This is a genomic window from Streptomyces sp. NPDC056222 (assembly GCF_042264065.1).
Lineage (GTDB): Bacteria > Actinomycetota > Actinomycetes > Streptomycetales > Streptomycetaceae > Streptomyces.
Map to the genome: position 1 here is coordinate 161,128 of NZ_JBHJTL010000004.1, position 21,829 is coordinate 182,956.

Below are 21,829 nucleotides of genomic sequence, written 5' to 3' on the forward strand. Positions count from 1 at the left end.
ATGGCCGACGAGTTGCGCCGACGTAAACCCCTGAACGAGATGGTCGCGGAGGCCGACGGCGACTACTCGGGACCTCCGCTGCGACGCAGTATGGGGCTGTGGCAGCTGACTCTGCTGGGCATCAGCTCCGTCGTGGGAACCGGGATCTTCTTCGTACTCGGCACCACTGTGCCCAAGGCCGGTCCCGGCGTCGTGCTCTCGTTCGCCGTCGCCGCGGCCGTCGCCGGGCTCGGGGCGCTGTGTTACGTGGAACTGGCGGGCGCCGTCCCGGTGTCGGGCAGCACGTACTCCTACGCCTACGCGTCACTCGGGGAGGGGGCCGCGTACCTCGTCGCGTGGTGCCTGATCCTCGAATACGGAGTCGCGGTCTCCACCGTGGCCGTCAGCTGGGGTCAGTACCTCAACGAGGTCGGCGACGCGCTCCTCGGCGTCACACTGCCGGACGTCATCAGTCAACCACCGGGCGCGGGTGGCCTGGTGAACGTGCCGGCGCTGGTCGTGGTGCTGCTCTGCTCCCTGCTTCTGGCTCGTGGGACGAGGGAGTCCGCGCGAGTGAACGCGGTCATGGTGTGCGTCAAGATCGGCGTGCTCGTGTTCTTCGTCGTCGTGGCACTGACCGCCTTCACCGCCGACAACTTCTCCGACTTCGCGCCGCACGGCGTCGGAGGGGTGACGGTCGCCGCCTCGGGTGTCTTCTTCTCCTACGTCGGGTTCGACACCGTCTCCACGGCCGGCGAGGAGGTGCGCAACCCCCGGCGCACCATTCCCCTGGCGCTCCTGTTCACCCTGCTCGCGGTCACCACGCTGTACGTGACCGTCGCGGTCGCGGCAGTGGGCGCCCAGCCTGCGAGCCGGTTCGGAGAGCAGGCGGACGCGGGTGAGGCCGTCCTGGCCGAGATCCTCCGGAACGTCACCGGCCTGGGATGGCCGGCGCTGCTGCTCTCGGCGGGCGCGGTCGTGTCCATCTTCAGCGTGGTCCTGGTCACCTTGTTCGGGCAGACCCGCATCCTGTTCTCGATGGCCCGTGACGGCCTCGTTCCGGAGATCTTCCGGCGCGTCGACCGCAAGCGGCACACCCCCGTCCACAACACCTGGATCGTCGGTGCGGGCGTGGGTCTCCTCGCCGCCTTCGTGCCCCTGCAGCACCTCGCCGATCTCACCAGCCTGGGCACGCTGATCGCGTTCGTCGCCGTCGCGGCGGCGGTGGTCGTGCTCCGCCGCATCGCGCCGGACGCGCCGCGTCCGTTCCGCGTCCCCTTCTACCCCGTGGTGCCCGCGCTGTCGGCGCTGTCCTGCCTGTACCTGGCGTATCTGCTGCCGGGCATCACGTGGACGCTGTTCGCGGTCTGGCTGCTTCTGGCGGCCGTTCTGTATCTCGTGTTCGGGCGACGTCATTCGCGGCTGCGGCGCAGCGGGGCGGCACCTGACGACGCGCACGGGGTTCCGGGTCAGGTGGGCACGGGCGCCGACGCGGTCACGGACGGCCGGGTCCCGCCGCCCGCCGGTGGGAGCGGTCCGACGGTGCCGCGCGCCTGAGTTCCAGCCAGGCGGCGAGCCGCATGTCCGGGTCGTCGAGATCGATCCGGAACAGTTCATGGATCCGCCGCAGCCGGTGGCGCAAGGTGTTGGGATGCACCTTCAGCCGTGCTGCGGCGGATGCGACGTCGCCGGTCGCATCGAGCCAGGCGATGGCCGTGGTCCCGTAGTCGGTCCCCTGGGCGCGGTCGTGGGCCAGCAGCGCGTCGACCTCCGACAGACGCAGCCAGGCGTCCCGCTCGAGTTCGTCGCCCAGGCGGTCCAGCAGGATCCGGTGCCGCACGTCGGACGTCGCGGCGGCCGGCTGTCCAGGTGCCTCGTGGGCCGTGGCCCGTAGGATCCCGTCCGTTTCGCGACGCAGGGCGGCGGACTGGGCGAGATCGGTGTACGGCCTGGACACCGCGGCCCGTGCGCCGTCACCCGCCGATCGCCGTACGACCGCGAGCGCGCTGTCAGCGAATCGCCGGCCCGCCGCATGACCCGTCGCGGGCAGCAGGACGTACACGGCGTTCCCGTCGGCGGCCACGGTCGCCGTCGCCCGGTGCGCCGCGCAGTGCCGCATCAGCACCCACTCGACATGGGTGAGCAGCGCCGAATCGGCGCCCGTCGTCGCGGCCTCACGTGCGGCGGCCGGGCCGGGTCCTGGGGCGGCAGGCGCGAAGGCGGTGAGGCAGAACTCCACCCCGGGGCGCAGCCCGAGCAGGTCCGCGGCCTCGTCGGCGGGCGGCCCCGAACGGTGGAGGACCGCGCGCAGCGTGTCCCGCCGCATGCGTCGCTCGGCCTCCGGCAGGTTGAGGGCGCGCAGGAGATGGGGAGCCGCGAACCGTGCCGCGTCCAGCAGTTGGAGCGCGGCATCGCCGCTGAGCCCCTCCTCCGGTTCGATAGCCCACAGCGTGCCCAGCGGGAGCGCCCCGGCGCGGATGGCGACGGCCGCTCGCGGCAGTTCGTCCCCCATGGCGGGGAAGCGCACGGCGCCGGTCGCGGCGAGGACCTGGCGGTACTGGCGGCGCTGTTCCGGTACGTCCGGGACCCGGCGGTGCAGGATGCCCCACTCTCGTACGGAGTCGATGCGAACCCCGGCCACCTTGGAGTACGCGACCACGTTCTGGTCCAGATCCTCGATCGCCACCGAACCGCCCACGGCGGCGGCCAACGCGTCCGCGAGGGCGAAGAGTTCCTCACCGCCGGCCGGTGCGGAGCCGGTCGGCGCCCCACTGCCGTGGGCGGCGAGCGCACAGCTCACCCCTGCATCGACGTTCCGCCAGGGCATCGCGTCATCGGCGGTGAGCACGGCGATGCCGCACGCCCGCGCCTCTTCGACGAACGGCTCCGGGTCGTGGCCTCGCCGTTTGACCACGACGGCCGCGAACTCCCGTTCCGCCGCCTGGCGCAGCACCTCGCGCGCCCGGCTGTCGGCGAGTCCGACGCCGACGAGCAGGAGGACGGCCGCGGGGGAATGCGGCATCGGCTCCTCGGGGTCGTGGATCACCGTGCCGCTCACCCGCACGTCCAGGCCCTCGGGCGCCACCAGCACCCGCACCGGGGACACATCGACGTCTTGCGCCAGGACCCTCAAGGTGACCGGATCCGTGCTCTCCTGCGGCGTCGTGGGCGTTGTCGGATCGGACAACGGGTACCTCGTTTCGTGGGGAGATCGACCACGGTGACGTGGGGTGCGGGCTGCCAGGATAGCCACGTATCCGCAGTCGATCCGAAGAGGGAGACCTCGCGCATGACCGTCGCCGAGCAGCCCGCCCCGCCCGCCACCGCACTTGTCGGACTCTTCCCTGAGGGCTCTCACCTGGATAAATGTGGTGAGCTCGTCGTCGGCGGGTGCCGCGTGTCCGACCTGGCCGACCGCTTCGGGACCCCTGCGGTCGTGGTCGACGAGAACGCTCTGCGCCGCCGGGCCCGGCGGTACGTCAGCGCCATGGCGGAGCATTGGCCGAACAGCCAAGTGGTCTTCGCGTCGAAGTCGTTCCCCTGCACCGCGGTCGTCCGCACTCTGGTCGAGGAAGGCCTGGGAGTGGACGTGGCCGGTGGCGGCGAACTCGTCACCGCCCTCGCCGCGGGTGTCGATCCGGCGCGGCTCGTCGTCCACGGAAACGCCAAGACCGAGGCGGAACTGGTGATGGCGGTGGACGCGGGCGCCGGCACGATCGTGGTGGACAACTTCGACGACATCGACCGCCTGGAGCGTGTGGTGGGTGACCGGCGGCAGCGGGTGCTGCTCCGGGTCATCCCGGAGGTGTCCGCCGACACCCATGAGGCGATGGTCACCGGACAGCGCGGCTCGAAGTTCGGGCTGTCCGTCCCGGACGCGGTCCGCGCTGCCGAGCGCCTCCGGTCGAGCGACCGGCTTATCCTCGAGGGCCTGCACGTGCATGTGGGCTCGCAGCTGCTCGACACCGAGCCGTTCCGGAAGGCGGTCGAGGCTCTGGCCGGCATCGGGGAGCTGGGCGAACACGCCGTCTACGACCTCGGCGGAGGACTCGGCGTTCGCTACACCTATGACGACCGCCCGCCGACGGTCGAGGACTACGTACGGACCCTGACCGACGCGGCGCGCAAGCACCTTCCGTCCACGGCTCGCCTGATCATCGAGCCCGGCCGTTCACTCGTGGCCGAGGCGGCCATGACCCTCTACCGCGTGGTCACGGTCAAGCCCGGACCGCGCACCCTGGTGGCCGTGGACGGCGGAATGGCCGACAACCTGGAGCCGATGCTGTACGGCCAGCGTTTCGAGGCGACCGTCGCCTCCCGCGTCGGCGGCGGCGAGCGCTGCGATCTCGTCGGACGTCACTGTGAGTCGGGGGACACGCTGATCCGTGACGTACGCCTGCGGGACCCGCGGGTCGACGACGTCGTCGCGGTGCCGGTGACCGGGGCGTACTGCTCCTCGCTCGCCAACAACTACAACGGCGCCAGGCGACCGCCCGTCGTGTTCTGCCGCGACGGGGAGGCGCGTGAAGTGGTCCGCAGGGAGACGTACGACGATCTGCTGCGGCGCGACATCGGCGTTGACGGTTGCGACGAGTAGGACGGGCGGGAGCGTAGAGGCCGGTGGTTCGGACGCGCTCAGTCGCCGACAGGGGCGTTGTCGACAAGCCGTCCGGCCGTCTCGGCCGCCAACTCGTCGATCTCCTGCTGAAGCGCCCGGGCCTGCGCCTCGAGCTCCGCGATCCCGGCTTCCCGCTGGTCGGCCACCGCGGTGATCCGCGCGGTGTCTGCGGCGATCACGGCACAGGCCCGATCGACAGCGGCGTTCAGCTGCGCGTCGTCGGCGGTACGGGCGAAGTCCTCCAGAGCGCGCTTCACGGCGTCGGAGCCTCCGCGCGCGAAGATCCGCTGCAACGCGTCGTAGTCGAGGTGGTCGGTCACAAGGCCCCCTGGGTGCGCTCGTTCTTGTGGACAGACTAACGACAGGGCCGGGCTGAGGACGCGGCTGTGCCCCCGCACGAACCGGTCGGGGCGACGAAGTGGTCCTGCCCCATCGCCGCCGGGTCGGCGCGGCTGCCCGACCCGGAGTTGCGTACGTATATCGATGTCCGCAATCTCCGCTCCGTGCCACCATGCGGGCATGGATGCTTCTCCCGCGGCAGGCACGGCCCACCAGGTGCACCGGCGATGGCGTGCATGGGAGGCGCCTGACGGAGACTTCATCACGTTCGCCGACGGCTCTCTGTCGGTGATGAGCCTCGTACGACTCTCCCCACCCGGTCAGCACGACAACGCACGGAGTGAGCGATGGCAGTGGGTCGAGCAGCTGCGAGCGACTGAGTGGAGCGTCGACAACTGGGTGGAGGTCGACTGCGTGCTCTCCTCCCACACTCATGCCGGAAGCCGTGCCTTGGCAGGAGAGTCGGCTGCTCACGGGAGTATCGGCTGGGTCGCCCTGACACGGGACGACGACCAGGGCACCTTGGAGTGGGTCGCGACGTCCCTCTGGTCCAATCCGTTTTCCAAGGTCACCTTGGACGAGACCACGGTGACCGCTGTCAGTACGGCAGGCCGTATCTGGGCCTTCCCTCGCAACGCACCGCAGCAAGTCAAGATCACCGAAGATCCCGCCTACCCGTGGGGTGGTTGAGAAACGCGTCGCCTCAAGGGCTGCGCATTCCCCCGTAACGCTCCGGGACGCATGGCGCTGTCAGAGCCGCACGATGACGAGAGCGGTGTCGTCGGTGGCGCCCACGGCCGGGAGCAGGTCGAGAAGAAGCGCGTCGGCGAGCGGCTCGGGTTCGGCTCCGCGGTGGTGGGTGAGGGAGTCGGCGAGGCGGGTGAGGCCGGCGTCGATGTCCTCGTGGCGGCGTTCGATCAGGCCGTCGGTATAGAGGACGAGGGTGTCGCCTTCGGTGAAGGTGCTTGCGGCCTGCGGGCGGGGAACGTGGTCGGGGCGGGCGCCGAGCGGGGGGTCCGTGGCCTGGTCGAGGAATTCGACGGTGCCGTCGGTGCGGAGCAGGGCGGGTGGTGGGTGACCGGCGCTGCTGTACGTAATGGTGTGGGTGTCCCAGTCGATGAAGGTCTTGACGGCTGTGGCGTTCTCGGCGCCTTCGACGGAGCGCGCGTAAAGGCCGAGGACTTCCAGCGCCTGGGCGGGGCCGTCGGCGACGTGGGAGGCGGCGCTGAGGGCGCTGCGGAGCAGGCCCATGACGCCTGCGGCCCGGAGGCCGTGGCCGACGACGTCACCGACGGCGACGCCGATGCGGTCGCCGGGCAGGTCGACGAGGTCGTACCAGTCGCCGCAGACGTTGAGCGTTCCGATGGCGGGCCGGTAGCGCACGGCGGCCCGGTGGTGGCCGAACGGTCCGGGGGCGGGCAGCATCGCGTCCTGCAGGGCGAGGGCGACCTCGCGCTCCCGGGCGTGGGCTTCACGGAGCCGTTCGTTGAGCTCCTGCAGCTCCCTGGCCCGGGTGTACAGCTCGGCCTCCAGCACCCGGGTACGGCTGCCCCGTGCGCCGCGGGCCTTGATGAGCTCGGTGACCTCCTCGACACGGTGCAGCAGCAGCACCACCTGACCGTCCGGTCCGAGCACCGGTACGTTGACGGGGCTCCAGTACCGCTCTTCCCACTCGCCCGGCCGTTCGAGGGACTCCACGTCGTAACGCTGCAGCGCCATCGTGTCCCGTTCGCCGGTGTCCAGCACCCGTTGGAGTGACGCCTGCAGGTTCCGCGCGCCGGTGGCGGCGGGGTCACCGGGGTTGTCGGGGAAGACGTCGAACAGGTACCGGCCGATCAGCTGCTCGCGCGTCCGGCCCGACATCCGAACGAACTCCTCGTTCACGTCCACGTACACCAGCCCGGGAGTCAGCAGCGCGACCATGGCGGGCAGTGCCTGGAACACCGCCGCGTGGTCGATTCCCGCCTCCGCCATGGTCGGCCTGCCTCTGCGTTCGGTACGGTCCGGTGATTCCCACGATAAGAGCCAAGGTGAGCCCTCGCCCTTCGCCGGAAAGCCGTTGGCCGACCACCTAAGGGGCATAGTAGGTTCCTCCTCGGAACCCGGTGAGTATCGAAAGGAAACCCACGGTGCACTTACCCCCTTGGGCAGCGGCCGACGACCACGTCGACGACTTCCTCGCGGAGGAGGATGGTCCGCCGCTCGCGGCCGTTCAGGGTGTGCGCGGCTTCCCGCCCGCCCATGTCACCGACTGACGCGGGAGTCGCCCCATGGCCCACGTCGTCGAGTTGACGTACTACCCCATCAAGGGCTGCGCCGGTACGTCGGTCACCGAGGCTCTGCTGACGCCCGCCGGCCTCGCCCACGACCGCAGCTTCATGGTCGTCAGCGAGCAGGGCGTGTTCCGTACCCAGCGCCGTGATCCCCGCCTGGCCCTGATCCAGCCCAGCGTGGACCCGGAGGGCGGACGGCTCACCCTGCACTCCCCCGGCGTCGAACCGCTCACCATCGACGTCGACACTTCGGGTGCACGACGGGCGGTGGACCTGTTCGGAGCCCCGTACCGGGGCATCGACCAGGGCGATCCGGCGGCCTCATGGCTCTCGCACGTGCTCCGCACCCCGAGCCGCCTGGTGCGCGTACCGCCGGAACACCACCGCGTCACGGACGGCAGGACTCCGGGCACGTCCGGCTACGCCGACAGCTGCCCGCTGCATGTCGTCTCGCGAGCCACCCTGGACCTGCTCGACCGGAGACTGACCGCCCGCGGCGCCCCGCCCGTCGCCGCGAACCGCTTCCGCGCGAACGTGGTCGTCGACGGCTGGAACGACCCCCACACCGAGGACCGCGCCCACCGCTTCTCCATCGGTGAGGCCGAACTGGGCTACGCCAAGCTGGCGATCCGCTGCGCCGTCACCTTGGTCGACCAGGAAACGGGCACACGAGCCGGCCCGGAACCTCTTCGCACCTTGGCGACCTATCGGCGAGCCACCGAGGGCGGCATCGCGTTCGGCGCGAAATTCGCCGTCCTCCTCCCCGGGAAGGTGTCCGTCGGCCACGACGTGACCGTCACGGAGTGGGGCGAATCCGAGCTGTAGGGGGTTGTGCGGAAGGAGCCGCCGTCGGCCGGCAGGTGGGGGCTCGCGGTGCAGACCCGGGAGTGGGCGGTGACACTGTCGCCGCCCACCGCCGCAGCGCTTCGGCGCGTTGGACGTCGCAGACCGTACGCGGGGTACCGGCGCCGGCGCCCGGGCGATCCGTACGGGGCCGCCGTCGGCACGTGCCGACTGCGGCCCCGTAGCGGTTCAGTCGAGCCTGGTTGCGGCGTAGGCCTCGATGGCGTCCCTCTGGTAGGCGGCCAGACCGACGGCGATCGCCTCGTACGCGGCGCGCCAGACCTCGTTGTCCACGCAGGAGCGCCCGATCGCGCGGTACTCCTCGGCGGACACGGTGCGCAGCTCCGTCAGCACCCGGTACTGGGCGTCGATCTCGGCCTGCACGGGTTCGCCGTCGGCCGGAGTGCCGGCGGCCATCAGCTCTGCCAGCCGGATCATCTGCGCCGTGCGCGCGCGGTGGCCGGCCTCGGCCTCGGCCGGGCCCATCGTGGCGGCCCGTCGGCCCACTTCCTGGGCCAGCTCGGGGAAGTCGCGCAGATTCTCCTCGTACTGGGAAGGCTGAACGCCCTCGAACAGGTTCTCCGGTCGGTTGATGGTCATGGATGTGCCGTCCTTCCTGGACTGCTCCAGTTCGGCGATCGTGCGGGAGACCGTGCCGGCCAGGGCGTCGAGCCTGTCCCGCTCCGCGAGCAGACTCCGGAGGTGACCACGCAGGGCTTCCACCTCGTCGACCTGGTCGGCCAGGACCCTGCCGATCTCGGGAAGCCCGACGCCCAGCGCTCGCAGTACGAGGATCTGCTGCAGCAGCAGGAGCTGGTGCTCCTCGTAGTAGCGGTGGCCGTTGCCACCGATCCGGGCCGGTGGCAGCAGGCCGATCTCGTCGTAGTGCCTCAGGGTCCGGGCGGTCACACCCGACATCCGAGCGACCTCCGCGATCGGCCAGTCCATTGCCGCTCCCTCACGAATGCCTCATGGGCCGGTCTCTCCGGCCCTGATATGGACGGTAGAAGCTGCCGTAGCGACAACTTCAAGCCGGAACTCCGGCTCATCCGTCTTCGGCCTGGGCCCGGCAAGCCCGGGCAGCTGCGACTCTCGCTGTGGATCGATCCCCTGGCGAGTGAAGAGTCCGGACCGTCTGGACTACGGCCACACCGATCAGCACTCCCCGCGCGATTCCGGCAGCCAGTCTGATGGTCACCTTCAGCGCACTGCGCACCGGTAACGGTGCCGGCAATCGTCAAGGAGACGGGCGTGCCATCTCACCACCACGGTTCGGAGCTGTCGCGGCGGCGGTTCCTTGCCGGTAGCGCCGCGTGCGCCGGGGCCCTGGCCGGCCCTACCCTGATCGGCGAACGGCAGGCCGCAGCGGCGACGCAGTACAGCCTCACAGTCGTGAACAACTCGAATGAGAGTTGGGACTTCTTTCTGTTCCAGGAGTATGCAGGCGACGGCCCCGCCGGGTTGAGGCCGCTTGCCTGGCTGACCAAGTACGTGGCTGCGCACAAAACCGACCACTTCTCGTGGGACCTGGGCTACAGCTTCGTCTGGGCGCCGACCGGGCCGCTCGTCGTCGGCAGCAGTTTCACGGCGAGTGAACGGGTGGCCGCCAACCCGTTCAGCCTGACTCAGAACCAGATCCGGTTCGGTACCGGCAACCAGTCCGGATGGCCGAGGTTCTTGCATGGCTCCGCCACCCCCAATCCTCAACAGGGCTTCCTCTACATCAGGCAGTTGGCCTCCGTACCCACTGACTCCGCCTCGGTCGGCATCGGACAGAGCGGACAGCCAGTCTTCGCGGTGCAGGCGAATCCCGGCAGGACCACGCGGTTCACCCCGCCGGGGGGCCGGTACGTGATCGCGGCCGGCACATCGATCGCAGGCGGAGATGTGCTCGACCCCGAAAGGATCACCGAGCGAGCCGCCGTTTCCTTCGACGGCACCTTGGCGATGCAGGCAATCTTCAACCCGGACCACACGTGGACGGTGAGTGACTAGGCCGGCTCTTTCGGATCAGTGCGTCAGGTCGAGACCCATGGAGTGTCAGCGGTGGGCCGTACGTTGGGGCCATGGGCATATACCTGGTCAGTGTCGGAGCTGAGGATTGGTTCGGTGAGGATGAGGGTGGATGGGGGGAGGTCGCCTCGGCGCTGAACCAGGAACTGGGTCGGCGGGGGCTGCCGCCGTACGTGTCCGTACCGGAGGAGGGCGACTTCGTTCGTGGCTCGGGGCGGGCCTTCGAGGAGAAGCTGATCCCCTCCATGGACGGATTCGTCGCGTTGTGCCAGGCACAGCTGTCACGCGAGGAAGTGGAGACTCTCTGCGGCTGGACGGTGCTGGTGCCGCTGTCGCTCGACGAGGACATGTGGCTGCCCGTCGACTCCCGCTACACGGAGTCCTCGACCATGGTCGCCGGCGCTCCTCAGGTGCTGGCGATCGCCGAGCGGCTGGCGGCGGTCATCGGCCTGCCGGCGGAGACACCGGAGATGTGCGACAACCTCGATCTGACCATGTGGTTCATGGACGGAGAAGCGAAGGAACTGGCCGCTGTCCGGCCGGGAGCATGGAGCGACGATCTGGATGCGGCCTTCTACGTCGCCCTGTACCTGCGCGCTGCCCAGCATTCGATCCGGCGCGGCTGCCCAGTCGTCTACTCCTGACCACTGATGGGCACCATGGCTCGACCTGGCTTGCTGGGCTGTTGTCTCTTGGGGACCGAGCCACACGGGATGTGGCTGAGCTGAGAGGGGCGACATATCGGAAGGTTGGAAGGGGTGGCAATGATTCTGCATCTGCAGCCGGGGGTCGGCGTGGCGACGGTCAGGCTCGGCATGTCGGCCGACGAGGCGGTCGAGGCCGCCCGTGAAGTGGGGTTCACCGGATCCGTTCCGGAGTGCGGCGAGGCGCCCGGACAGGTGCTCTGCGAGCACGGCGAGTCCCGGGCGGAGTTCACTCTCGGCTTCACCAAGGGAGTGCTGACCGATATCCACGTGCACCGGTTCCGCATCGAGGGCGCGGATGTGACGGTCGTACTGGACGGCCTCGATGTCTTCCGCACACCGAGCGATGAGCTGCTGGAGCGCCTTGAGGATCGTGGCCACACGGTCGAGCTGAACGATGACGGCGTGGACACCCTTCCCGACCTCAAGGTGATCCTTTCGAACGAGAGCAGCTTCGACCATCCGATGGACGAGGAAGGGGACCCCATCTACTTCGACTACGCCCTCGTCACCTCCGTGGACTTCCGCGCACCGCGCGCAGATTGAACCTCGTCCTCACTCCGGACGAGGCCAATCCGGGCCCGGCGGAATCGTGCCACGGCAGGCATCTTCCTCCCCGGCAGCCGGATCTTGCCGAACCGCATCGCGCGATGCGGCGTCGCCTGGTCGCTCGTACCCGCACTGTCTCGAGTACGAGCGACCAGTACGAACGTGACGCTGATCAGCAGCGCCCACGCCCCGAACTTGGCCAGCGGGACCGGCTGCCAGCCGTCGAGCTGGTGGGGGTAGCTCCAGGCGCCGACGTACGTGGCCGCGTTCTCCGCGACCCAGAGGAAGAAGCCGATCAGTGCGAAGGCCAGGGCCAGCGGAAGGCGGTAGCGGGAGGCGCCCACCGTGAAGTGGACCCAGGTGCCCGCCATCGCCGCGAGCAGCAGCACCGCGAGCAGGAGCCTGACGTCCGGGAGCCAGTGGTGCGTGAAGAAGTTCACGTACACGGCTGCCGCGAGCACCGCCATGGTCCGCGGCCGGTACCCCGACAGCGACAGATCCATGATCTTCCAGGCGCGGCAGCAGTAACTGCCGACGGCGCTGTAGAGGAACCCGCCGTAGAGCGGGACCCCCGCGATCTTCAGGACGGCCTCCTCCGGATAGCTCCACGAGCCCATCCGCACCTTCACGAGCTCGAAGAGGAGTCCCACGAGGTGGCAGCCCAGGATCACGGCCGTGTCCCGGGGCCCGTCCCAGCCGACCTTGCGCGCCAGGACGGTCAGTGCCACGCCGAAGATCAGGAGCAGGTCGTAGCGTGCGACCGGCAGATCGGCGGGCAGCAGCCGCGAGGCGCCGATGCCGCCGACGAGAACCACGGCAAAGGCGACGGCCCGCACCTGGTCGAGCCCGAAGCGCCAGAACTGCGCGCAACCGTGGGTGATCTGCTGAAACATCATGCCCGAGCAGACATTCGTCCTGGTGCCAATGGTTCCCCGATGTCGGGGAACCCGCCTGCCCAGGCCTTTCGCCGGCGGTGCGGCGGCCCCGTCAGCCCTCGGCCGTGGCCAGGAACTGGGTGGCCGCGAGTTCGGCGTACAACGGATCGGCGGTGACGAGTTCACGGTGGGTGCCCACGGCGCGGACCCGGCCCGCGTCCATGACGACGATGCGGTCGGCCATGGTGACCGTGGACAGCCGGTGGGCGACCACCATCACGGTCGTGGTGCGGGCGACGTCGGCCACGGTGTCGCGCAGTGCGGCCTCGTTGACGGCGTCGAGTTGGCTCGTGGCCTCGTCGAGGAGGAGCAGACGCGGGCGGCGCAGCAGCGCCCGGGCGATCGCGACGCGCTGACGCTCGCCGCCGGAGAGCTTGGTTCCGCGGTGGCCCACGAGCGTGTCCAGGCCCTTGGGGAGCCGCTCGACCAGGCCGTCGAGCCGGGTGGTCCCCAGAACCCGCAGCAGGTCGTCCTCGCCGGCGTCGGGGTTGCCGAGCAGCAGGTTGTCGCGGAGGGTGCCGGAGAGCACGGGCGCGTCCTGCTCGACGTATCCGATAGCGGAACGGAGTCGGGGAATCTCCCACTCGTCCAGGTCTCGGCCGTCGAAGGTGATCCTTCCGGCGCCCGGGTCGTAGAACCGCTCGATGAGGGAGAAGACGGTGGTCTTGCCCGCTCCGGACGGGCCGACGAAGGCTGTCATGCCACGCGGCGGTACGGAGAAGGTCACGCCGTGGTGGATGTACGGGAGATCGTCCGCGTACCGGAACCGGACGTCCTCGAAGGCGAGCGCGGCCGGTTCGGCCCCGGGCTCGGGCAGCGGCGCGGGCGCGGCCGGCGGCTCGGCCGGCAGCCGCAGTGCCTCGCGGATCCGGGCGAGGGCGGCGGACCCCGCCTGGTACTGGGTGACGGCGCCGACGACCTGCTGGATCGGTGACATCAGGTAGAAGACGTACAGCAGGAACGCGACGAGGGTGCCGACATCGATCGCGTCGGTGGCGACCCGGGCGCCGCCGACCGCGAGCACGGTGATGAACGCGATCTGCATGGACAGGCCGGCCGTGTTACCGGCCAGCGCCGACCACTTGGCGGCCCGTACGCTCTGACGCCAGGACTCCTCGGCCGCCGCGTGCACGGCCTGCTCCTCACGGTGCTCGGCGCCGGACGCCTTGACCGTGCGCAGTGCGCCGAGGATGCGTTCCAGCGACGCGCCCATGGCCCCGACGGCGTCCTGCGCCTGGCGGCTGGCCTTGTTGATCCGTGGCACGATCACGCCGATCACGGTTCCCGCGCCCAGCACCACGCCGAGCGTGACGGCCAGCAGGACCGGGTCGACCAGGCCCATCATCGCCAGCGTCGCGACGAGCGTCAGCCCGCCGGTGCCGAGGCCCACCAGGGAGTCGGTGGTGACCTCGCGCAGCAGGGTCGTGTCTGAGGTCACACGGGCCATCAGGTCGCCGGGTTCGCTGCGGTCGACGGCGGCGATGCGAAGCCTCAGCAGATACGACGTCAGGGTGCGTCGCGCTCCGAGGACGACGGACTCGGCGGTGCGCCGCAGAACGTAGCCACCGAGCGCGCCGATCCCCGCGTTGGCGACGACCAGGGCCGACATCAGCAGCAGGGCGCCGGTGATCGAACGGTCGTCGGAGAGCGCGTCGATGAGGTACTTGGCCACCAGCGGTAGCGCGAGCCCGGTGGCTCCGGTGACCAGCGACAGCACGGCGCCGAGGAGCAGCGTCCAGCGGTGCGGCCGTACGTATTCGAGGAGCATGCGCCAGGCGGGCGTGACGGGTTCGGCGGGCTCACCGTTCGCGGAGCGGTCCTGCGGGGCGGGTGCGGTGGGTGGGGCGGACTCTGTGGTGGTGGCCACGCATGCTCCTCGTCGTGCTGTTTCGGGTGGGCCGGGTCCGCATGGGCGGGGAGGCGGCTTCCATGTACGTCCGAGCCCGGGGCGGGGACGAGGGGTGAGGCCTCCTGGAAAGCAGACGCGTGCGCGGGCACGGCGGTTGAGGGCGGAGGCCGGTCCGGCTCAGTATCAAGCCGCTGTGCCGTTGTGTCATCGGGGTTTCGGTCCGTGACAGCCCGTCTTCGCCGTTGATGGTCGCCTTCGCACTCGGGGAGATCGGGGGAGAGGCGCTCCGACGGTCTCCGGCGCCGCAGGGAGGCCACCGCCCGATCGTCGACGGACCCCGGCCGGGTGCGGAGAACGGTGTCGGCCCCTGCGGTTTCTGCCGCAGGGGCCGAGGGCCGTCAGCGCCCCTAGCGCGTCAGGTAGTCCTGTCGCAGGGCGTCGAGGATCTGGGCCGCCTCGGGGAGGTCCGCCTTCCGGCAGCGCGCCGCTGCGGTCGTCAGGCGGGCGATGGCCTCCTTGAACCGGCCGAGGCCCTTCCCCTCGATCAGGGCGGCGATCCGGACCGCTTCGGCGCGCGGCACCTCGCCGGCTTCTCCGCCCTCTTCGTTGGCGGCGATGGCGGCCTCCGCCTCGACCAGGGCCTCCGGATGGCGTTCGGCCTCCGCCAGGACGAGAGCACGGCGGTAGTGCACGGTGCCGCTCTCGTACCAGGGGACGAAGTTCTCCGTGCCCTCCGGCACAGCGCCACGGATCGCGTCGGCCTGCGTCAGGTGGTCCAGGGCCGTGTCCAGGCCGTCGTCCCCCTGGGACAGCATGGTGAGACGCGCGAACTCGCACATCATGTGCACGATCAAGGACGGGTTCGGTGCCTCGGCGTGCGACGCGACGGCGCGCTCGTACGCCGTGCCCGCCGCGTCCCAGCGGTCGGCCATGGCCAGCGCGGTGGCCGCGTCCGCCGCCACCAGGGTGTGGACCGCGCGCTCCTCCTTCCACGCGGCCACGATGTCCGCGAGACGCAGGAACTCCTCGGCCGCGGCCAGGTACTCCTCCAGCTCCCGCAGTCCGCGCGCCAGAGACAGCCGAGCCTGGGCGAGCACTCGCTCGTCGAGCGAGGAGGCCGCCTCGTCGGAGAGGACCGATTCCAGTACGGCCACGGCGTCGGCCTGCCGGCCGCTGCGCGCGAGGACGTCGGCGAGCTGGATCCGGGTGTCGGTGGCCTCGTTGTGGTCCCCGTCCTGGTCGAACCGCGCCGCGGCCTCCGAGAGGTGGCGGACGGCCGCGCCGAAGTCACCGAGGTGGGTGCTGGCGTGGCCGAGCAGTGCGTACGTCGGCGCCAGCGGGAACTCCGTGTCGTCGTGCCGGACCGCGTCGGAGATCGCCTGGTGCAGCAGCTTCACCGCCTCCGCCGGCTCCTCCTTGGACATCAGGATCTGGGCGAGCAGGGCGCGCGGACGCGAGCCGCGCCAGGGCCTCCCGGAGGCCTCCACCTCCTTGAGCGAGGCGCGGAGCTCCGTCTCGGCGCCTGCGATGTCACCGCGGCGGACGGCGATGTCGGCGACGAACTGGCGTGCGTTGGCCACATGGTGCGGGACGGACAGGCGCTCCGCCTCGGAGTGCAGCGTGCGGGCGAGCTCCTCGAACCGTTCCCGGGCGGGGTCGGAGGCCTCCGGCCCTCGCACCACCTCCTGGTAGGCGACGAAGGTGCAGGAGTACAGCACCGTGAGATACGACAGCACGCGCTCCAGTCCCGCGTCGCCCTCGAACGCGGCCTCGCCCTCCCCGAGGGCCTCGCCCGTCAACGGGGCATCGGTCTTGAGACGCTCCGCCTCGCTCAGGGCCTCGTCCATGGCGGCCGTGGCCCGGTTCGCGTCCAGCGGCTCGTGGGCCTGGTCCGCTCCCCCGTCCTCCTGCGCCGTCGGCGTGCCGTCCGCTTCCTGGTCGGCGACGAACTGCCAGGCGAAGGCGCGCGACCGGGCGGACAGGGCGTGCCACGGCATGCCGATCCCCTCGAACAGCTCGGCGGCCCCCTTCAGCTCGGTGATGCTCTCGGCGGCGCGGTCCTCGTGCGAGAGCCGGAACGCGTTCTGCTCGGCGAGCTCCGCCCGCAGGAGGCGCTCGGGGCCGAGCCGGTCGTCGTGGGTCGCGGTGCCGTCCGCGAGGCGTTCGGCGATGCGGGTCCAGAGCCTGGCGCCGGCGGGGTTCCCCACGGTCTCCAGGCGCCGCGCCTCGCGCACCAGGGAGACGAAGTCCTCGGGAACGTCGACGACGGCGGTGGGTGCGGAGACCGTCGCCGGTGTGCCCTTCGCTCCGGAGGAGCGGGCGACGGACGTCCGCAGTCCGAGGGGCAGCGGCTCGTCGAGCAGCGGGCGCTGTTCGAGCCGGAGCCGCCGGTGGTCGCCGACGGCCGTGGTGCCGTTGCGCGCGTCGAACGCGGCGGCGAGCGCGTCCGCCTCGGACTGGACATGGGCGAGGAGCTCGCCGGCGGTCCAGTTCCGTCCGGGCGGGCCGGCGACGGCGGTGTCGGCGTGCCCGTCCTCGACGAGACGGGCGAGCAGCACCTCCACACCCGTGAGGAAGCCCAGGCGGGCCAGCGGAGCGCCGGTCGCCTCGAACAGCGGGCGGTTCTCGGCGAGGATCTCCAGCCCGCGGCCCTCGTTGCGCGAGAGGGCGCAGAACTCGAGGTGGTGACCGACCTCGTCCTGCATACCGGTGTTGCCCCGGACCCGCCGGTATCCGGTGAGGTGGTGGGAACGGGCCTCGTCCGTACGGCCGACGCGCAGCAGCGCCGGCAGGGCGCGCGCCTGGCTCATCTGGGGCTCCTCGCTGCACCCCTGCTCCCCTGCGAGGACCGGCCGCCACGTGTCGAGCGCTCCGGCGTGGTCGCCGGACATCACCTGGTGCCAGGCGAGATGCCGGGTCTCGCACGCCTCGCAGTCGCTGAGTTCGGTACGGGGCCGGGTGGCCCAGAGGTCGTAGGCGTCGGCGACGCCGGTGCCCGTGTGGGACGCCACGTGGTAGCGCATCGCCGCCACCGGCTGCATACCGTGCTCGGCCGTCTCGTAGCGGCTGCGCATCTGGTCGATCCAGCCGTGGACGGTGGCCAGCGGCATCTCCGGCACCTGGAGCAGGGATGTCGTCACCCACTTGAAGCGCCAGAAGACCTGGTGGGCCTCCCATTGGCTGAAGGATTCGGGAGCGGTGTCCCACAGTTTGAGCACCCGGGCGAAGGCGACGGGCGACTTGCGGTGTTCGCCGGTGAACTCGTACGCCGACATCAGCTCCAGCAGGGCGGTGACGAGGACGTCGGGCTTCTCGAAGGCCTCGGCGGCCTCGACGAGTTCTTCGGCGGTGATGGTGCGCTGAATGCCGTGGGGGCGGTCGTTGTTCTCGCGCAGCGCCTCGACCACGGCCTCGGGGGTGTCCAGCATCAGATGTCCTTCCGGGGCTCGGAGCCGAGTGCCGCCGTGCCGGGGTGGTGCATGGCGTGGGTGAGCAGGCCGATGAAGGCCCGGTTGAGCAGGGCGCTCTCGCTCGCGCGGAGCGGGCGGCGGCTGAGCAGCAGGGCCTGGCCGTAGAGGGCCTCGGCGGTCGTGACGGCCAGCCCGCGCTCGGTGATCGTGATGGCCTGGCGGACGAGCGGGTTGAGGTGGTTCAGGACGAGCTGTGCGCGTGGGGTCTCGTGGCGCAGGGAGCCGAGGATGTCGGCCCACAGTCCGTCGCTGTCGGCGGCGAGGCTCGACCGGGTCCTCTCGTGGCGTGCCTCTCGGTTGTCGAGGAGGAGCGCGGGTGCGGTGACGGGCTGGAAGTCACGCAGGACGACGTCGCAGTCGTGGACGCCGATCGTCTCCCGGGCGACGGCGAGGAAGGCCGCCGCGCGCAGTTCGGCGGTCGGGTCCACGGCGTCGAGGTGGGCGGTGACGGTGGCGGGGTCGAGGTCGGTGACGGCCGTTCCGGGGCGGATCTCGGGCAGCCTGTGCACGAGGTCACGGTCGTAGGTGTAGCCGCCGTTGACGACGCCGAGGCCGGCGGCCGAGGCGATCGGGGCGACCTGGCGGAACTCCTCGACGCTGCGGGTGACCAGGAGGGTCGGGTGCGTCCGCGCGAACTCCTCGAGGGTGACGTTGCCGTCGGTGGTCTCGAACGGAAGCCAGGGCAGCACGATGCGCAGCAGCTCGTCGTCGTAGCGGGCGAGCGCCTTGACCGCGAGGTGGTGCGTGTCGATGAAGCGGTGGAGCAGGGACGGGTCGCTGGCGGCGAGGCCGGTGAGCCAGTCGCGGATCCGGTCGCCGAGGGCGTCCCGTACGGCGGACAGGGTGCCGTCCTCGTACAGCGCCTCGCGGGAGGCGGTGGGCCGCAGGCTGGTGGTGTCGACCACGCACCGTACGAAGAACGCCCACTCCGGCAGCAGTTCGGGCGCCTGGTCCGTGAGGAGCATGCCCTTGAGGTGCACGCGGTGGCCCGCGCGCTGGGCCGGGCTCACGGCCGTGGGAAGGACGTACGCGACGCCGCGCAGGCCGGCCGCGGGAAGGTCGAGCTCGATGGTGTCGAGCGGTGTGAAGTCGAAGAGGTCGCGGCAGTACGCGGTCATGGCCTCGCGGCGGGCCAGCGGGGAGCGATGGCTCCGCTCCCACGGGGGCTGCTCGTTGACCCGGTGGGTCTCGCCCCGCGGTCCGACGACGGTGACCTCGTGCCGCAGGAGACCGCCGTAGTGCCGGGCCAGGGCGACGACCTGCTCCGGGCTCGTCCACTCCGCGTTGTCGGCGCGCGGCGTGAGCCGGACGGTGGTGCCCGGCTCGGGCACGGCCGAGGCGGGCAGGGTACGGATGGTGTAGCCGCCGTCGGAGTGGCCACGCCATTCGACGGCGGGGGCGGCCGGGTCGGCGGCGGAACGGCTGAGCACGGTGATCTCGTCCGCCACGACGAAGCAGGCGAGCAGGCCGATGCCGAACTGGCCGATGAACTCGCCGCGCGCGGCGTCGAGTCCGGCGCCGTCGAGGGCGCCTTCGGCGGTCCGCTTGGAGCTGCGCCCGATGGTGGCGAGGAACCGGTGGACGTCGGCCTCGGTCAGACCGACGCCGGTGTCCGTGACGGTGAGGGTGTCACCTGTGCGCACGGTGATGGTGCCGGGGGCGTCGGGTGTGAGCGCCTGCCGGGCGGTGATGGCGTCCACGGCGTTCTGGAGCAGCTCGCGCAGGTAGACCCGGGGACTCGAGTAGAGGTGGTGGGAGAGCAGGTCGACGAGTCCACGCAGGTCGACCTGGAAGGTGTGAGCGGTCTCGGATTGGGGCACCTTGCGAAGTCTTTCGGTAGGGCACGCCTGCCGCCGTTCGGCGGCGTGGGCGGGATGCGGATGGAAGGCGGGGCGGGGCCGGAGTGCCCGTTCGACGCATCGGCTCGAAGCGCCGGGCCGGAGCGCCTGGCCGTCGAGACGGGGGCCGTCCGCGTCACGGAACGTCAGGACGGCCGTCGGCACGGGAACCGGGCGGAACGGCAGGACGACCGGATGCCCCGATGCGCCGGCGGCGTGGGGCTACCCGTGCCGCGCCTGGTGGTCACGGGGTGCGTGGCGCCTCCGGCTCAGCGCCCGGCCGACGAACACTGCTTCCGGTAGGCCGCGGCGGGGTCGGTTCCGTCGAGGTAGTCCCAGGGGAACTCGGTGACGCGGCCCTCGAGGGCCTGGAAGCACTCCCGCGCCGAGACACGGTCTCCGGCCAGTGAGAAGGCCATGGCGAAGCTGTTGAGGACCTGGAGCCAGGCTCCGCGGCGGACGAAGTCCGGGTGCCGGAAGGAGTGATCGGCGGCCTTCCGCAGGGACGCGGTCACCTCGGGTCGGCGCATGTACGCGTCGTCCGGTCCCTTGTCGAGGGAGAGCCACTCCTCGATGTGCGCGACCGCGACGAGCTGGCCCAGGTGTGTGCCGCCAGGAGCGCCGAACGCGGCCTTCCCCGCGAAGGCGTGCATCTCCTCGTGCGAGCCGCCCCACTTCTCGCAGACCTGCTGCAACTGTTGCTGGTGCGCTCCGAGATGGTGGGGGTCACGTCGGACCGTCGCCTCGAAGCGGCGGCGCGCGACGTCCTGGCCGACCTGGAGGCCACGGCCGGTGGTCTGGAGGCCGTACCAGGGCGAAGTCCAATGCGGTTCGCGCTCGGCAGCCTCGTACAGGTACGTCTCGGCCGTACGCAGCCGGTCGTGGAAGATCTCGAACTGCTCGCGCGACACGTGCTGTGCCCGGGCCTCGGTCCGGGCCTCCCACCCCCAGCTGATGTGGCGGATGCCCGCCACGAGCCGGGGCAGCGCCGCGTCGGGTTCCGCTTCGAGCACGCCCGCGATCCAGCGCTCCACTCCCGCGGAGTCGCCGACGGCCCAGAGCAGCTCGGTCCGGTCCTCGCTCTCGGGACGTGCTTCGAGCACGTTCCGCACGGTGTCCCAGTCCGCTGCCGCGGCAGCCTCCCGCACGCGCCGTACGTCGGGATCGCCGGAGTCCTCCTGTACGCGTGCAACGGGCCGACCTGCCCATTTCCCCAGCGTGAGCCCCCATTCACGGAGCAACGCCATGTCCCCACCCCTTGCTGTGTCCGAACGGGGAGGCCGATGATCAACCCCCTCGTGGAGGTAGTGACTATCACGCGCGACCGACAATCGCACACTCTTTCCCGTCCGGAGTCCGGCGGCTGCTCGGGCGTACGTCGCCGCGTTCGCCTGGGGCGGCTGGACGGGACTCGCGGGCCGGGGCTCAGGGCGGCATCCCGCCAAGGGTGCCGGCAGGTCACCACCAGTAGGCGGGGTACCTCGGCGAGGTGCGGCGGATGCGGGAGCCGGCGTATCCCGTCAGCACGAGGAGGACCGTGGAGCCGAAGAGGAGGGGAACGAACCGGGCGGGTGCGGGTGTCTGGAGCACGATCACGACGGCGGTGGCGCAGGCGGCGGAGTGCGGCGTACGGGCGAAGGTGGTCAGCGCCAGGGTGAGTCCTGCGGCGACGGCCGCGGTCCACGCGTTGCTGCCCGCGACTGCGAGGGCGGCGTAGCCCACGGCGGCGCCGAGAAGGTGGCCGACGATGACACTGCGGGGTTGGGCCAGGGGCAGCGTGGGGGCGGCGTGCACCAGAGCGGCGCTGGCGGCCAGCGGGGGTATCAGCACCGGTTCATGGATCACCGCGCCGATCGCGACCAGCGCCAGCAGGACCGCCGTCGCGGCACTCACGCTGTGGAACGCGGCCACCGGCGAGGGTCTGGCCGGAGCACGGCCGCCGAACCGCGGCGGGCGAGGACGGTCGAGGGTGGCGTGGGCGTGTTCGGGACGCGAAGGGGCGTCGGTACTCATGTGTGCTGTTTCCGTGGCAGGCGGCCGAGGGCCGGATGGAGCAGGAGCGGAGGGGACGGCATGGGGGCTCTGTGATCGACAGCCGGCCCGGCTCTGCGCATCGCCCTGGTGTCGGCGGCGCAACCTCTCACGACTCTAACCTGCGGGTTTGCGGCGGTATGACGCGGGGTCCGCGACTCCGTCGCGTCGGCGGAGCGGTGCGGCCGAGCGCAGTCTGCGGATCCCGGAGCTGCGGATCCCGGAGAAACTCCGCGGGTCCTCGAACAGGTGACAGGAGCTCGCGTCCAGGCACCCGACGTCGCGATGGGCCGCCCGCCTTGAGGGCGGGGGGGCCCAAGCCCCGCGGCCCCCGGCCCCCCCGGGGGGGCCCCGCCGGCGCCCCCCCACGGGTGACCGCGCGGAAAAC

17 protein-coding genes and 1 pseudogene are annotated in these 21,829 nt (G+C 71.1%); 8 read left to right on the forward strand and 10 right to left on the reverse strand.

Going from position 1 to position 21,829, the window contains the following annotated elements; genetic code table 11:
• Positions 1-1,536 (forward strand): APC family permease, encoded by a 1,536-nt coding sequence (locus tag ACFC0D_RS03890; RefSeq protein WP_376430882.1) that lies wholly within the window; start codon positions 1-3, stop codon positions 1,534-1,536.
• Here ACFC0D_RS03890 and ACFC0D_RS03895 read toward each other — a convergent pair.
• The gene (locus tag ACFC0D_RS03895) at positions 1,475-3,166 is read right to left on the reverse strand and encodes a PucR family transcriptional regulator (protein ID WP_376430858.1); all 1,692 of its coding nucleotides are present in this window, start codon (positions 3,164-3,166) and stop codon (positions 1,475-1,477) included. The two genes, ACFC0D_RS03890 and ACFC0D_RS03895, sit on opposite strands and share 62 nt — an antisense overlap.
• Before the next feature lie 102 nt (positions 3,167-3,268).
• On the opposite strand from ACFC0D_RS03895, the gene lysA reads away from it, so the two are divergent.
• Entirely contained in the window at positions 3,269-4,576 is a 1,308-nt protein-coding gene (gene lysA / locus ACFC0D_RS03900) for a diaminopimelate decarboxylase (RefSeq protein WP_376430859.1), read from the forward strand.
• A gap of 38 nt (positions 4,577-4,614) precedes the next feature.
• Here the strand turns inward: lysA and ACFC0D_RS03905 are convergent, their stop codons facing one another.
• Positions 4,615-4,917, reverse strand: coding sequence for a hypothetical protein (locus ACFC0D_RS03905; protein ID WP_376430860.1), 303 nt, complete (start codon positions 4,915-4,917; stop codon positions 4,615-4,617).
• 199 nt (positions 4,918-5,116) lie between these two features.
• Here ACFC0D_RS03905 and ACFC0D_RS03910 point away from each other — a divergent pair, with 199 nt between their 5' ends.
• Entirely contained in the window at positions 5,117-5,626 is a 510-nt protein-coding gene (locus ACFC0D_RS03910; RefSeq protein ID WP_376430861.1) for a hypothetical protein, read from the forward strand.
• Positions 5,627-5,686: 60 nt separating this feature from the next.
• On the opposite strand, the gene ACFC0D_RS03915 is transcribed toward ACFC0D_RS03910, so the two are convergent.
• Positions 5,687-6,910: a PP2C family protein-serine/threonine phosphatase gene (locus ACFC0D_RS03915; RefSeq protein ID WP_376430862.1), complete on the reverse strand. Its 1,224-nt coding sequence runs from the start codon at positions 6,908-6,910 to the stop codon at positions 5,687-5,689.
• Positions 6,911-7,065: 155 nt separating this feature from the next.
• Between ACFC0D_RS03915 and ACFC0D_RS03920 the strand changes: the two genes are divergently transcribed.
• Positions 7,066-7,191: a hypothetical protein gene (locus ACFC0D_RS03920; protein ID WP_376430863.1), complete on the forward strand. Its 126-nt coding sequence runs from the start codon at positions 7,066-7,068 to the stop codon at positions 7,189-7,191.
• A 15-nt stretch (positions 7,192-7,206) separates the two neighbouring features.
• Entirely contained in the window at positions 7,207-8,034 is an 828-nt protein-coding gene (locus tag ACFC0D_RS03925) for an MOSC domain-containing protein (protein WP_376430864.1), read from the forward strand.
• A gap of 207 nt (positions 8,035-8,241) precedes the next feature.
• Here the strand turns inward: ACFC0D_RS03925 and ACFC0D_RS03930 are convergent, their stop codons facing one another.
• A complete protein-coding gene (locus tag ACFC0D_RS03930; RefSeq protein WP_376430865.1) occupies positions 8,242-9,000 on the reverse strand; it encodes a MerR family transcriptional regulator in 759 nt (252 codons plus the stop codon).
• Between the two features lie 303 nt (positions 9,001-9,303).
• Between ACFC0D_RS03930 and ACFC0D_RS03935 the strand changes: the two genes are divergently transcribed.
• The 3 genes from ACFC0D_RS03935 (at position 9,304) to ACFC0D_RS03945 (ending at position 11,315) form a co-directional block, all read left to right on the forward strand.
• The gene (locus ACFC0D_RS03935) at positions 9,304-10,047 is read left to right on the forward strand and encodes a hypothetical protein (protein WP_376430866.1); all 744 of its coding nucleotides are present in this window, start codon (positions 9,304-9,306) and stop codon (positions 10,045-10,047) included.
• Between the two features lie 71 nt (positions 10,048-10,118).
• A complete protein-coding gene (locus ACFC0D_RS03940; RefSeq protein ID WP_376430867.1) occupies positions 10,119-10,709 on the forward strand; it encodes a hypothetical protein in 591 nt (196 codons plus the stop codon).
• 120 nt (positions 10,710-10,829) lie between these two features.
• Positions 10,830-11,315 carry a hypothetical protein gene (locus ACFC0D_RS03945; protein WP_376430868.1) on the forward strand — a complete coding sequence of 162 codons (486 nt, stop codon included), beginning with the start codon at positions 10,830-10,832 and terminating at the stop codon, positions 11,313-11,315.
• 137 nt (positions 11,316-11,452) lie between these two features.
• Here ACFC0D_RS03945 and ACFC0D_RS03950 read toward each other — a convergent pair.
• The 6 genes and pseudogenes from ACFC0D_RS03950 to ACFC0D_RS03975 form a co-directional block, all read right to left on the reverse strand.
• Positions 11,453-12,214 (reverse strand): annotated as a pseudogene (locus tag ACFC0D_RS03950) (DUF817 domain-containing protein); the annotation flags it as partial.
• 91 nt (positions 12,215-12,305) lie between these two features.
• On the reverse strand, positions 12,306-14,021 hold the full coding sequence (locus ACFC0D_RS03955; RefSeq protein WP_376430883.1) for an ABC transporter ATP-binding protein: 1,716 nt from the start codon (positions 14,019-14,021) through the stop codon (positions 12,306-12,308).
• Positions 14,022-14,509: 488 nt separating this feature from the next.
• The gene (locus ACFC0D_RS03960; RefSeq protein ID WP_376430869.1) at positions 14,510-17,530 is read right to left on the reverse strand and encodes a hypothetical protein; all 3,021 of its coding nucleotides are present in this window, start codon (positions 17,528-17,530) and stop codon (positions 14,510-14,512) included.
• On the reverse strand, positions 17,530-19,392 hold the full coding sequence (locus ACFC0D_RS03965; RefSeq protein ID WP_376430870.1) for an HSP90 family protein: 1,863 nt from the start codon (positions 19,390-19,392) through the stop codon (positions 17,530-17,532). The genes ACFC0D_RS03960 and ACFC0D_RS03965 overlap by 1 nt, the downstream gene beginning before the upstream one ends.
• Before the next feature lie 287 nt (positions 19,393-19,679).
• Entirely contained in the window at positions 19,680-20,513 is an 834-nt protein-coding gene (locus ACFC0D_RS03970; protein WP_376430871.1) for a hypothetical protein, read from the reverse strand.
• 355 nt (positions 20,514-20,868) lie between these two features.
• Positions 20,869-21,423 (reverse strand): HPP family protein, encoded by a 555-nt coding sequence (locus tag ACFC0D_RS03975; protein WP_376430872.1) that lies wholly within the window; start codon positions 21,421-21,423, stop codon positions 20,869-20,871.
• Between the last annotated feature and the right edge of the window lie 406 nt (positions 21,424-21,829).